The following is a 12978-nucleotide window of genomic DNA, read 5'->3' as shown; positions in this document are numbered from 1 at the left end:
ATGAGCGCAACAACAGATAAATATGCCTTTGGCATGATAGGCCTGGGTGTTATGGGCCGCAGCTTACTGCTCAACATGGCCGATCACGGCTTCGCGGTAGCAGGGCATGATAAAGATGCCGGCAAGGTATCTTCCTTAAACGAAGAAGCAGGCGATCGCAAAGCAAAGGGCTTTGGCGATGTAAAAGAGTTTATAGCAAGCCTTACTACCCCGCGTGCCATTATGATGCTGGTACCTGCCGGTAAAATTGTTGATGCCGTAATTGAGGAGCTAACTCCCTTGCTGGAAAAAGGCGATATTTTAATCGATGGTGGTAACTCACACTTTACCGATACCAATCGCCGGGTAGAAGAACTGGAAGCCATTGGCCTGCACTTCTTCGGCATGGGTGTATCTGGTGGTGAAGAAGGCGCGCGCAAAGGCCCAAGCATGATGCCGGGCGGCGATAAACAAGCCTACAATGTAATGAAGCCGATATTTGAGGCCATTGCCGCTAAAGTGGACGGTGTGCCTTGCGTAACCTATATCGGTCCGGGTGCATCGGGTCACTTTGTGAAGATGGTACACAACGGTATCGAGTATGGTATTATGCAATTGCTTGCCGAGACCTACGAGATCATGAAAAAAGGCTTGAAGCTGGATAACGACACCATCGGTAAAATTTTTACCGAGTGGAACGAAGGTCGCCTGCAGTCTTTCCTGTTAGATATCACCAAAGATATTTTCAAATATAAAGCCCCGGGTACCGACCATTTATTATTAGACGACATTAAAGATGAGGCCCGCGCCAAAGGTACCGGTAAATGGACCTCGCAAAGCGCTATGGATCTGCAGGCGCCTATCCCAACGGTAGATACCGCGGTATCGATGCGCGATATGTCTAAATACAAAGCTTTGCGTACAGAAGCAGCCGGCATCTACAGTACCGAAGACCATCAGGCTATAGAGGGCAATACCGAAGAACTGGTTGCTGCGCTGGAGCAGGCCTTCTACTTCACTATGATTATTAGTTATGCGCAAGGCATGCATATGCTATCCAACGCATCAACCGAGTACAAATACGAACTAAAGCTGGACGAGATAGCCAAAATATGGCGCGGCGGTTGTATCATCCGCTCTAAATTCCTCGAGAATATTTACGGCGCATACGGTAAAGACCAATCGCTGGCCCATTTACTGCTCGATGCAGATGTAGCCGCTTTGGTACAAGGCACACTGCCGGGCATCCGCAAAATTGTGTCATCGGCAGTGTCGGCAGGTATTGCTGCGCCTGCATTTGCTGCTTCCTTAAGTTATTTCGATGCTTTCCGTAGCGAACGCATGCCATCGAACTTAACCCAGGCGCAGCGCGATTATTTTGGCGCACACACTTACGAGCTGATAGGCAAAGAGGGTACCTTCCACACGCAATGGGTACCTAAAAGCTAATTTCCGAACCAATAAAAATTACGACAATGAGTAATGTAAAATCCGAGCCTACCATATTTATCATTTTCGGCGGCACGGGCGACCTTAACTCCCGCAAGATTGCCCCGGCCCTTTACAATCTTTTTTTAGATGGCTGGATGCCGAAGCAGTTCTCCATCATCGGCACGGGCCGTACGAAGCTTACCGATGAGCAGTTTAGGGATAATTTGCATAAGGATATCGACCAATTCTCGCGCAGCGGCAAAACGGACGCCAAGAAGTGGGCCGAATTCGTAAAGAACATCTATTACCAGGTATCAGACGCTACAGATTTTGAGACCTATAAAGAATTTGGCAAGCGCATAGACGCGCATAACGAAGAATGGAAAGCCACGGCCAACGTGTTGTTCTACCTCGCCGTTGCACCAAATTTCTTCCCGATAATCGCCTCCAATATCCATAAAGCCAAACTGGCCGAGGATAAGAACAAGGTGCGCATCATCATAGAAAAACCTTTCGGCCACGATTTGGAAACCGCCAAAGAACTCAACGAATTGTTAAAAGGCATTTTCGACGAGTGCCAGATTTACCGTATCGACCATTACCTGGGCAAAGAAACCGTGCAGAACATTATGGCGTTCCGTTTTGCCAACTCTATTATGGAGCCGCTTTGGAATCGTAACTATATCGAACACGTGCAGATATCTGTAACCGAGCAATTGGGCGTGGAAGACCGCGGTGATTATTACGATGGATCGGGCGCTATGCGCGATATGATCCAAAACCACCTGCTGCAGCTGCTTTGCCATGTGGCTATGGAGCCGCCGGTTAGCTTTGTTGCAGATGAAGTGCGCGACCGCAAGGTGGATGTGCTTAAAGCCATGCGCCGTTTTACACCCGAAGATGTTCGCAATTCTGCAGTGCGCGGCCAGTACGGCAGTGGCTGGATGAAAGGCAAGGAAGTGCCCGGCTACCGCGAAGAAGCCAAGGTTGATCCTAATTCTAACACCGAAACCTTTGCAGCCTTTAAGTTTTTTGTAGATAACTGGCGCTGGCAGGGCGTACCGTTTTACGTGCGAACCGGCAAGAGGATGCACCAGTCGTCATCTGTTATTTCCATACAGTTTAAGGATGTGCCGCATTTGATATTCCCAACCGAGGCGGCGGAAAGCTGGCAGCAAAACAGGCTCATCATCAGCATACAGCCCGAGATGAGCATCCGTTTGCAGGTGCAGGCCAAGCGTCCGGGTATTGATATGGTACTGAACGTGGTTGATATGGTGTTTGACTATAAAGGCACTTACACCAACCAGGCACCCGAAGCGTACGAAACTTTAATACTGGACACTATGCTAGGCGACCAAACCCTGTTTATGCGTGGCGACCAGGTAGAGGCCGCGTGGGAACTGGTAATGCCGATACTGAACACCTGGCACAATAAAAAGAGCCTAAATTTCCCTAATTATTCTGCCGACTCGTGGGGGCCGGAATCTGCTGAGGCATTAATCGCCCGCGATGGTTTCAACTGGTTCACCCTGCCAGTAAACGGTAAAAAATAAGTTTATGAAACTGAACGTATTTAAAACTGCTGATGAAGTACTGGCCAGCCTGGCGGAATTCTTCGCCAACACCGCTGCAGCGGCCATAGAAAAGAACGGCCGCTTCAGCGTAGCCTTAAGCGGCGGCAGTTCCCCAAAAAAACTGCACGAATTACTGGTAAGCGAGTATCGCGATAAGATAGAATGGGAAAAGGTATGGTTCTTTTTTGGCGATGAGCGCGATGTGCCTTTGAGCGATTCGCAGAGCAATTACCTGATGGCGAAGAATACACTGTTCGACCCGCTGGGGATTAATCCCACCCACGTATTCCCGGTACAAACCGAACTGGGTGCCGAAGAAGCCGCCAAGCAATACACGGGCAAGCTAATCGAATTCTTCGACGGGCATAGCGCCAGTTTCGACCTCGTTATCCTTGGTCTGGGCGATAACTCGCATACCGCATCGCTGTTCCCGCACACTTCGGTACTACAGGATGAAAGCGCATCGGTACAAGCCCTTTACATCGACGAGGTAAAAATGAACCGCATTACCTTTACCGCTCCGCTCATCAACAACGCGCATCATATTGCGTTCCTGGTGTATGGCGAAGGCAAGGCAGAAGCGGTGAAACATATTCTGGAAGATGAAGAGGATATCGAGCTATATCCAGCACAGCTCATTGTAGAAACCAACAATGGCGATTTGCAATGGTTTTTGGATGACGGTGCGGCAGCGAAGCTGGAAAACAAATAATAAAAACGCCTCCTAAACGGAGGCATTTTTGTTAATAACCTTTTCAACACCACGTTATCGTCAATTTCCAAAACCCATAACACTCCGTTCTTGCTTTCCCCTGCAAACAATCGTATTTTAGCGTACATCAAAAGCCCTATCTATGCAAGATTATCAACAACAACTCCTCAGCATGTTTGTGCCCGAGGAGGAAATTCCCGAGCAGCACCGTATAGAAGAAATCCACCAGCGCGAATACTTAGTTAACGGTGAAATGCGCCGATGGGACGGCGACGTAAGCGAGGTTTACTCACCCGTAATGTTGCCCGATGCAGATGGCGTACTGAAACGCAAGTTGATTGGCACCTATCCCGTTTGCGGAGAGTACGAAGCCATGGAAGCGATGGAAGCTGCCCTGAAAGCCTACGACAACGGCCGCGGCGAATGGCCAACCATGAGCATTGTAGACCGCATTAAATGCATGGACCAGTTCGTGTATAAGATGATAGAGCAGCGCACGCTCATCGTAAAGCTTATTATGTGGGAAATCGGCAAGTCCTATGTCGACTCGGCCAAGGAGTTCGACCGCACGGTGGAATATATCAACGCAACTATAGATGGCTTGAAAGATATCGACAGGCAATCTTCCCGTTTCGAGATGGCGGAGGGGCTGGTGGCGCAAATACGCCGCTCACCGCTGGGCGTGGTACTTTGCATGGGGCCCTTCAATTATCCGCTGAACGAAACTTTTACCACGCTCATTCCAGCCCTTATCATGGGCAACACCATATTATTTAAACCACCTAAGCATGGTACACTATTGCACTACCCGCTGCTGGAGGCCTTTAGGGATGCTTTCCCGAAAGGCGTGGTGAATACGGTTTACGGTCGCGGTGCCGTGGTAACGCCGGGCCTGATGGCAACCGGCAAAATCAACGTGTTAGCCTTTATCGGCAGCAGCAAAGTTGCCAACGACCTGAAGAAGCGCCACCCAAAGGTTAACCGACTGCGTGCGGTGCTGAGCCTCGATGCCAAAAACGCCGCCATCGTTACCAAACATGCCGATCTGAAACTTGCCGTTAGCGAATGTATCTTGGGCGCACTATCCTTCAACGGGCAACGCTGCACGGCTATCAAGATCATCTTTGTACACAAAGAAGTTGCCGACGAGTTTTTGAAACTATTGAGCGAAGCCGTAAGCACGCTGAAACCAGGCCTGCCCTGGACAGAGGGCGTAAAGCTTACCCCACTACCCGAGCCGCACAAGCCTGCGTACCTCAAAGAATGCATCGACGATGCCATTGCAAACGGCGCAAAAGTAATCAACGAACACGGCGGCGTAACTGCAGAGTCGTTCGTGTTCCCGGCGGTGGTTTACCCGGTTAACGAGAAAATGAAACTATACCGCGAGGAACAGTTTGGCCCGATAATTCCGGTGATACCTTTTGAGGATTTGGAAGAAACCATCGAATACCAGATCGATTCGCCGCATGGCATGCAGGTAAGTATCTTCAGTAACGATGCTAAAGAGATTTCGGCGCTGATAGATCCTTTTGTGAACCTGGTGAGCCGCGTAAACATCAACAGCCAGTGCCAGCGCGGCCCGGACGTGTTCCCTTTCACCGGGCGCAAGGATAGCGCGGAGGGTACGCTTTCGGTACATGATGCATTACGATCGTTCTCTATCCGCTCACTGGTAGCCACCAAACTCAACGAAAGCAATAAACAGCTCATCAATGAAATCGTAAACGATAACGACTCCAATTTTTTGAGTACGAAGTATATTCTGTAGTCGATAGCTGATAGTCCATGGACGATAGCTCAAAAGGGGCTTGCCATGGGCTATCAATCATTGATTTGGTGCAACAACACGCTTTCGGGAGCCTGGCGTTTTTCCAGGTTTTATTTGATAGAAATTTTGTGCAAACCCGGCTAAACCGGGGCGGCGGCATCGTAACCATGCACGCCAGTTGCGTGTATTACCACTTGCGAAAATTCGCCAAAATACCTTAAAAAACCTGTGTTTTTCTGTGTTTTTCTGTGGTTTTTTTGCCTTTTTGTGTTTTTTAGGGGGTTTTCTTTGCAAACACAAAAACGGCCAAATTTGCACGGAATGGCTGTTTTTGGTTAAATTAACGTTTTCGGGCAGCAAAAAAATTTCCAGGTTTTTCCAATAAATCGTCCCTGTTTAGCTGTAGTTTTCCAGGAATTTCCAGCCCTTTTTATGCGGTTAGGCTTTTTGAAAATGGCCATTTTACAAGTTCTCTCCCCACGCCCTTTCGCCAACCAACCTGGTTTGTTCAAGATGCCGGCTTTACTGAGCGCCGGCTTCAGTAAGCCCGTGCCATGGACTATCGACTATGGGCCATGGGCTTTCTTGCCTCGTACCAATTGATGACCTCCGCCACCAGTAAATTAGGCACCCAACTGGCAAAAGCGATGATGAGATAATTATGCTCAAAGTTTACGCCATGCCCGAATGTGCTGAACAGCCAAATGTAAAACCTCAGCGTAACCGCCCCGAAGGCCAGCGCATAACTACGGCGCATCATCATCTTATGATCGCCTATACGGCCCTGCATTACCAACAGCCAGGCGGCTAAGGTGCTAGCTACCCAAAGCGTGTTTTGTATTAAAAAGGATGCGAATACACCGGGTCCGCGGTTTACGAAGAGCGTCATTACATAAGCCCCGGGCGCGGCGATAAACAAGATGCCGAAAACATACACCTTCCCCAGTGTTTTATGTAATGGGCGGTTGTTGTACACTCGTTTTGAGAACTGGAAAAAACCGATAATGAGGATAACACTACTCGCAAAAATATGGCAGTAAAAGGCCGGCAGGTACCAGCCCGTATCTACGGCATGCTGCTTAATCCGCAGGAAAAAACTATCGTGCTTAAAATCAAGGTATTGTATAAAGGTACCGGCGCTTAGCACCAGTACCCAAAAAAACGCAAAGTACCATAAAACCCTTACTACGATCCTCATCGCGAAGCTACAGTGTTGGGTTTGGTTATTTTCAGCTTATTGTTAATCCAGTTGATGTTGTATTTGTCGATAACGGTCAGCGAGTCATCTACGTTGGCGTTTAAAACGGTATCGGCACCGGTGTACCTATATTTTGAGAATATGGTGGCCCAGCGCTCATCCTTAAACTGGTACTTGTAGCCGGCGTATATCTCGTTCTTCATTATATGCAAAATCTCGGGCGTAGTGTAGGCGATTGATTTTCGCTTGCGGTCGCTGTAATCTTTGCCGTAAGTGGTAATTACGTAGCAGCTTTGCAGGTACGAGTCGTCTAATTTGGCATATTTGGTAGGAAATAGGCGGTTATTATCCAGAGCAACCAGTTTGCCTTTCTCTATTTTGAGGTAGTAATAATACGGGCCTTCTTCTATGTATTGATGTTCGGCCAGCATATCCTGGTCAAGCTCTGCAGTAGTTTTGAATTCGAACAACGTATCGTTGATGGCTTTGATGGAGTTCTCACTGCAGATGCCCGATAGCTCGCCGCCGCCTTCCCCGTCGCCGAAGTAGCTGCTGCCTTCGAAACCCAAAATACGGTTTTGCCTTTTATCTACCAGCAGTAGTTTCTTGCTTTCGTACAAACCGCCGCGCCCTCCCAGGTAATCGTCCACTACCGAGTAGAACGCGCTTTGGAACCAATTTTCTGCTTTGGCCTCACTACCCTTATATGTGAAGGCGATGGAACGGCTGCCGTCTTCCATTTCCATGTCATCCGGAAGTTTACGCAATGGGTTAGGAAAATCTACAAATTTTTGCAGTAGGTTCAGCTCAACCATATAAGCCGGCGAAATTAGTAAAGAGGGATTCACTTCCCTGTCGTTATACTCCATGGTGTTTTTGGTGCTGGCATCGGATAGTGTAAACTCGCCCGAAAAATGCTTCACTTTCTGCAATACATCGCCTACCTTAAAATCTACCAGCTTATCACTTATGGTATAATCTTTTTTAAGGAAAGCATAATCATCTCCCTTTTTCAGCAGTGCCAGGTTATCGGCATCATTCAGTGGCAGTACCTGTTCGTACTCAGCAGGCACAACCAGTTTGCCGGCCATATTGTAATACCCCAATTTGCCAGCCTTTTCCACTTCTATGAGGCTATCTATCGTGCCACCTATGTTGTGGATAAGGTCGTATTCTACCGGGATAATTTCTTTCAGGTCGGGGCCAACCAGGCCCATCTTAAAATCCGACCGCTCCCGGTTATCGTCGCCGGTTCGTCGGTCCTCATAAAAGAACCCCTCGGCCATTTTACCTTTTATCACATAAAACCAGGCTTTCTTATCTACATGCTGAAACCAGGGAACACTATCGTAACGGGTCTTTAAAGTTGCCGCAACCCTAAATGCCGCCAGAGTTTCCGCGCTGAAGAGCTGTGTTTCGGGCACAGTGGCGTTGATTACCTTATTTTGATACAGGGCGTAGTCAGAAGCAAAATCGTCAACCTTGGCCGCTACTATTTTATATTGTTTGCCATCCACCTTGTGCAGGGTAAAGTTGATGTGCGATGCAGCACCGGGAACGCTATCGTGCTTGAATTTTGCGGGGACAACGGCCACTATTGCCTGTGGGTTAGTAAAATCGACACCGGCGGCATCCACGTCGAGCCCCACTTTAAACAGGGGCTTGCCTTTGCCGCCGAGGGTGCTTTTGCCGGCAAGTACTTTGATAAGGGTTTTGTTGGCGGCGGTATTGGGGTCATCCTCAAAAAAGGCCAGGGCCGATTTGGTGTGGCCGGCTTTTACCTGGGTGTTAAAATCCTTCAAAAAGGCTACAATGGCGGCTTTTTCGGTAGTTTTTGCAGTTTTACAGGCAGCTATAAAAACACCGCAGGCGACGGCAACAGTAAACACAGCAACAATAAGGATAGGCTTGGTTTTCATGCGATAATGATACACAAATAAAATTATTTATGAAATGAATAATTCTGCCGTAGAGACGCAAAATATTGCGTCTCTACATCTTACCCACCTATAGACATCCTCTATAAGCTATAGATATTTCAGATAAAAGCCTCCGCTTTAAAAGCGTATATTTGTTGCATAAATTTTAATAAAACATCCATTATGTTAACAATAGGACAACAATTCCCAAAGTTTTCTAAAATAGCCGTAACAAGTCTTGAAAAAGGCAAAGAGTTTGAAACCATCACTTCAGACTTTTTAGTGAATGATGATAACGTTTGGACCGTAATGTTCTGGTGGCCAAAAGATTTTACTTTTGTGTGCCCTACAGAAATTGCCGAGTTCAACAAAAACTACGGCGAATTCCGCGACCGCGAAACCCGTTTAATTGGCGCTTCTACCGATTCTGAATTCGTACACGCTGCCTGGAGAAGGGACCACGACGACCTGCGCGATCTTAAATTCCCAATGCTGGCCGATACTTCGAAATCATTGGCAGAAGACCTCGGTATTTTAGAGCCTAACGAGAAAATTGCTTACCGCGCTACTTTTATTGTTGACCCTACCGGCATCATCCGTTGGGTATCGGTAAACGACCTGAGCGTTGGCCGTAACGTAAAAGAAGTTTTACGCGTGCTTGATGGTTTGCAAACCGATGAGCTTTGCCCATGCAACTGGGAAAAAGGCCAGGAAACCCTTACCGTTTAATATTAATACCCCTCTATATATAGCCCTTGCACCCATTGGGAGCAGGGCTTTTTTATACCATAACACATTCGTTTAGCCTCACCTAAACGGCGAAGCCCTCATGAAATAATCCTCTCCAAAGGAGAGGACTTCAATAAAAAGGAGAATTCATTTTATGAAGGGTTGGGATGAGGCTGCCGTAAAGCCTTTCTAAACTCACCACAACATATTTACCATGAACGAGAGTACCGAACTAATACAAGAGATATTGCAAAGCCTTGGCCTTGATGCCGCTTACCGCACCGCCAGCCTTACGCTGCTGGAGAAGGGCGAATCGCGCTACCTGCGCGATTTTAAGCTGAATTTCACCAGCACCCTTACCTCGGCCCACCTTAGCGAAAAAGAATGCGCCCTGCTTGGCCTAAGCACAGCGGTAAACAACAACAACCTGTCGCTTACCAACTACTATACTAAATACGCCGAAGCGCAAGGTGCCACTGCCGCAGATGTGGCCGAAGCCGTGGGCTGCGCATCGTTGCTGGCATCAAACAATATCTTCTACCGTTTCCGCCATTTTACGCAGAAAGAGAAATACACCCAGATACCGGCGCGCATCCGTATGCAGCTGATGATGAAACCGGTAACCGGTAAAGAGTTTTTTGAATTGATGAGCCTGGCCATTTCTGCCGTAAACGGCTGCGAAATGTGCGTAAACGCGCACGAAGACTCGTTGATAAAGCTGGGCACTACCGAGGAGCGCATTTTTGATGCCGTGCGCATAGCCTCGCTGGCAACCGCAACAGGTAAAATTATTTTCTGATAACGATTAGAAACAAAAAGGGATAATTATACATGCCCTTTTTGCTAATACTGTTAAGATGAAAATAATATGAAATTAAATTTGGGTTTGTTAATTAAAAACAACTAATTTTATAGCATAAGATTATAACACCTCTCCTATTCATAATTTTTATTAACTACAACTTTGTGAACCCGGGAGAGGGATTACAAATTTAATTGTTGATTTTTTTGGAGAAACCGTTCAGCTGATAAAGCTGAACGGTTTTGTTTTTTAGTGCGAGTCTGCTACTGCTTTTAGCTTCTTAAAAGGCTGCAAGTACAGCAGTGGTATTGAAAATAGCATCACCAGGCCCGATATCCAGTAGGCATCATCGTAAGTAAGCAGCATGGTTTGGCGCGTTACGGTGCCTTCTATCGCCGCATAAGCCATATGCAAGGCATCAGATACCGATTTGCCTTTGGCCATAAAGGCATGCTGATACATATTAAGGCGCTCGGTGAACGCCGGGTTATAAGGGTTGATATAGGTAATCAAATCGCTGCGGTGCTTGCCCATGCGTATGTGGATAATGGTAGTCAAAGTTGCGATACCAAATGAGCCGCCCAATTGCCTCATCATGTTGTTCAACCCCGAACCTTGCCCAATCTCAGGGCCTTTCAAATCGGCCATGGCAAGGGTAGTCAGCGGTACGAACAACAGCGCCATACCCACGCCGCGTATCAATAAGGGTACAAGCACATCACTTTGCCCCGTTTGCAGGGTAGAGTTGCTCAGCATCCAGGTGAATACGAAGAACAGGAACATCCCCGCAGTAGCCATAAACTGGGCCGGGATACCTTTGTTGAGCATCTTGCCTATAAAGGGCATCATAAATATGGTACACAAACCACCGGGGAACAACAACTCGCCTGTTTGCTGCGCGTTAAAGCCGAGCAAATTCTGACAAAACACCGGGAACACGAATACTGAACCGTAAAGCCCAAACCCCAGGATAAAGGACGTAAACATCCCCACCGAAAAACTTCGATGCCGCATAATGCTAAAGTTTACTATCGGGTGGTCGGTACTTAGCTCACGCCATATAAACACTATGGTGCCTAATATGGCCGTCACAGTTAAAACAGTGATATAGGTAGTTGCAAACCAGTCTTCCGACTCCCCTTTTTCGAGGATAGTTTGTAAGCTACCAACAGCTACTGCAAGCAAGGCAATGCCCCACCAATCGATGGGCTTCTTCTCCTGCTTGGGCGTTTCGTTGATAAAGGTGTACGTAAGGAAGATAGCCAAGGCCCCCACCGGGATGTTTACGTAGAATATCCATTGCCATGTGTAGTGCTCGGTAATCCAGCCACCTATGGTTGGCCCAACAGTTGGGCCTACTACTGCGCCTAAGCCAAATAAGGCTGTTGCGGTACCAATTTGCTCACGCGGCCAGGTTTCTATTAATATAGTTTGCCCGGTAGATATTAAACCACCACCGGCAAGGCCCTGTAATATACGGAAAGCAATCAGCTCGTTTAGCGTTTCTGCGTTGCCACAAAGGAACGAGGCAATGGTAAATACGATGATGGAGGCCAGGAAGTATTGCTTGCGGCCAAAGCGCCCGCCCAACCAGCCCGACATGGGCAGGATGATAACGTTTGCCACCGCGTAGCCGGTTACCACCCAGGCAATATCCTCCAGCGTAGCACCCAAATAACCTTGTATTTTAGGTATCGCTACGTTTACGATGGTGGTATCAATCAGCTCCAGGAGCGATGCCATAATTACCGTAATGGTAATTATCCATTTTTTAAAGCCAGTTTCAGCCATTGTATTAGTTGTTTGTAATCACCGAAACATCTACGCTCATGCCGGGGCGCAGTTTCGCTAAATCTTCTTTGCTTCCGCTCAGTTTAATTTTTACGGGTACGCGCTGTACTACTTTCACGAAGTTACCGGTTGCGTTATCCGGTGGCAGTAAAGAGAACTTAGCACCTGTAGCAGGCGAAAAGTTATACACTTCGCCCTCAACTTTTAAGCCTGGGTAAGCATCCACCTTAACATCAACTTTTTGCCCGTTGCGTATTTTATCCAATTGGGTTTCCTTAAAGTTTGCGGTGATGTAAAGGCTGTTATCGTTCACTACCGAGAACAGCGTTTGCCCTGCCTGTACCAGCTGGCCAACCTGCACGTTCTTTTTAGCGGCAAGGCCGGTAGCCGGAGATTTTACCTGGGTATAAGTAAGCTGGAGTTTTGCATAATCTATATCAACCTGCTTTTGGGTTACGCCGGTATTGGTAACCGTTAACTGGCTGCGGCTGGTAGCTACCTGCTGCAAAGCGGCTTTGTACTTGTCTTTTGCAGCATCGTAGTTGGCCTGCGCAACCTCAAGATCGGCTTTAGCCTGATCGAACTGCTGGCGGGTTACCGAACCATCCTGCACCAGGTTGGCATAACGGGCGTAATCTTTTTTCACTTTATCTAAGCGTGCACCGGCCGAGGTAACCTCCGCTTTCGCACTTGATGAATTGGCAGCGGTGGTTGATATCTGCGATTCGCCCACGCCAATGTTTGCGCTTGCGCCAACCTGTGCGGCTTGTGCCTGCTCTAATTTCACGCGGTAGTCGCGGTCATCTATCTTCACCAGCAGCTGGCCTTTGGCTACATGGGTGTTTTCTTCGAACATAATGCTATCCACATAGCCACCCACACGGGCTACTACCGGGCTTATGTCGCCATCTATCTGGGCATCGTCGGTATCAACGTGCTTGCTGAAATATATATATTCTTTTACGCCGAAAATGATACCACCGATAAGTATTACCCCTAGTATGATAGGAAGTACTTTATTAGGTTTCTTTTTGGTTTCTGTTTCTGGAGTTGCCATCGTATTTTGATT

At 47.7% G+C, this 12978-nt stretch carries 10 protein-coding genes; 6 read left to right on the top strand and 4 right to left on the bottom strand.

The window, feature by feature from the left end:
* From gndA to AC1DXC_RS04560, 4 genes are all read left to right on the top strand, one after another.
* Nucleotides 1-1428: an NADP-dependent phosphogluconate dehydrogenase gene (gene gndA / locus AC1DXC_RS04575; protein ID WP_477457955.1), complete on the top strand. Its 1428-nt coding sequence runs from the start codon at nt 1-3 to the stop codon at nt 1426-1428.
* Nucleotides 1429-1454: 26 nt separating this feature from the next.
* A complete protein-coding gene (gene zwf, locus AC1DXC_RS04570) occupies nt 1455-2966 on the top strand; it encodes a glucose-6-phosphate dehydrogenase (RefSeq protein WP_477457954.1) in 1512 nt (503 codons plus the stop codon).
* A 4-nt stretch (nt 2967-2970) separates the two neighbouring features.
* Nucleotides 2971-3699: a 6-phosphogluconolactonase gene (pgl, locus tag AC1DXC_RS04565; RefSeq protein WP_477457953.1), complete on the top strand. Its 729-nt coding sequence runs from the start codon at nt 2971-2973 to the stop codon at nt 3697-3699.
* A 142-nt stretch (nt 3700-3841) separates the two neighbouring features.
* Complete coding sequence (locus AC1DXC_RS04560; RefSeq protein ID WP_477457952.1) at nt 3842-5470, top strand: NADP-dependent glyceraldehyde-3-phosphate dehydrogenase; 1629 nt, start codon at nt 3842-3844, stop codon at nt 5468-5470.
* Between the two features lie 559 nt (nt 5471-6029).
* Here AC1DXC_RS04560 and AC1DXC_RS04555 read toward each other — a convergent pair.
* Entirely contained in the window at nt 6030-6668 is a 639-nt protein-coding gene (locus tag AC1DXC_RS04555) for a DUF2306 domain-containing protein (protein WP_477457951.1), read from the bottom strand.
* Nucleotides 6665-8587, bottom strand: coding sequence for a hypothetical protein (locus AC1DXC_RS04550; RefSeq protein ID WP_477457950.1), 1923 nt, complete (start codon nt 8585-8587; stop codon nt 6665-6667). Before AC1DXC_RS04550 ends, AC1DXC_RS04555 begins: the two co-directional genes overlap by 4 nt.
* A 183-nt stretch (nt 8588-8770) precedes the next feature.
* Between AC1DXC_RS04550 and AC1DXC_RS04545 the strand changes: the two genes are divergently transcribed.
* Both AC1DXC_RS04545 and AC1DXC_RS04540 read left to right on the top strand, forming a co-directional pair.
* Nucleotides 8771-9316, top strand: coding sequence for a peroxiredoxin (locus tag AC1DXC_RS04545; RefSeq protein ID WP_133226211.1), 546 nt, complete (start codon nt 8771-8773; stop codon nt 9314-9316).
* 214 nt (nt 9317-9530) lie between these two features.
* Complete coding sequence (locus AC1DXC_RS04540; RefSeq protein WP_477457949.1) at nt 9531-10115, top strand: carboxymuconolactone decarboxylase family protein; 585 nt, start codon at nt 9531-9533, stop codon at nt 10113-10115.
* 252 nt (nt 10116-10367) lie between these two features.
* Here the strand turns inward: AC1DXC_RS04540 and AC1DXC_RS04535 are convergent, their stop codons facing one another.
* Entirely contained in the window at nt 10368-11909 is a 1542-nt protein-coding gene (locus AC1DXC_RS04535; RefSeq protein WP_477457948.1) for a DHA2 family efflux MFS transporter permease subunit, read from the bottom strand.
* Between the two features lie 4 nt (nt 11910-11913).
* Nucleotides 11914-12966, bottom strand: coding sequence for an HlyD family secretion protein (locus tag AC1DXC_RS04530; RefSeq protein ID WP_477457947.1), 1053 nt, complete (start codon nt 12964-12966; stop codon nt 11914-11916).
* Nucleotides 12967-12978: the final 12 nt, after the last annotated feature.

This window comes from Mucilaginibacter sp. P2_D11, from assembly GCF_056404435.1.
This window is presented reverse-complemented; position numbering and strand designations above follow the sequence as displayed.

What these genes read in the sequence shown, in the direction of transcription:
- AC1DXC_RS04555 (WP_477457951.1), bottom strand. Translation starts at nt 6,668, where the DNA reads ATGAGGATCGTAGTAAGGGTTTTATGGTACTTTGCGTTTTTTTGGGTA.
- zwf (WP_477457954.1), top strand. Translation starts at nt 1,455, where the DNA reads ATGAGTAATGTAAAATCCGAGCCTACCATATTTATCATTTTCGGCGGC.
- pgl (WP_477457953.1), top strand. Translation starts at nt 2,971, where the DNA reads ATGAAACTGAACGTATTTAAAACTGCTGATGAAGTACTGGCCAGCCTG.
- AC1DXC_RS04540 (WP_477457949.1), top strand. Translation starts at nt 9,531, where the DNA reads ATGAACGAGAGTACCGAACTAATACAAGAGATATTGCAAAGCCTTGGC.
- AC1DXC_RS04560 (WP_477457952.1), top strand. Translation starts at nt 3,842, where the DNA reads ATGCAAGATTATCAACAACAACTCCTCAGCATGTTTGTGCCCGAGGAG.
- AC1DXC_RS04535 (WP_477457948.1), bottom strand. Translation starts at nt 11,909, where the DNA reads ATGGCTGAAACTGGCTTTAAAAAATGGATAATTACCATTACGGTAATT.
- AC1DXC_RS04545 (WP_133226211.1), top strand. Translation starts at nt 8,771, where the DNA reads ATGTTAACAATAGGACAACAATTCCCAAAGTTTTCTAAAATAGCCGTA.
- gndA (WP_477457955.1), top strand. Translation starts at nt 1, where the DNA reads ATGAGCGCAACAACAGATAAATATGCCTTTGGCATGATAGGCCTGGGT.
- AC1DXC_RS04550 (WP_477457950.1), bottom strand. Translation starts at nt 8,587, where the DNA reads ATGAAAACCAAGCCTATCCTTATTGTTGCTGTGTTTACTGTTGCCGTC.
- AC1DXC_RS04530 (WP_477457947.1), bottom strand. Translation starts at nt 12,966, where the DNA reads ATGGCAACTCCAGAAACAGAAACCAAAAAGAAACCTAATAAAGTACTT.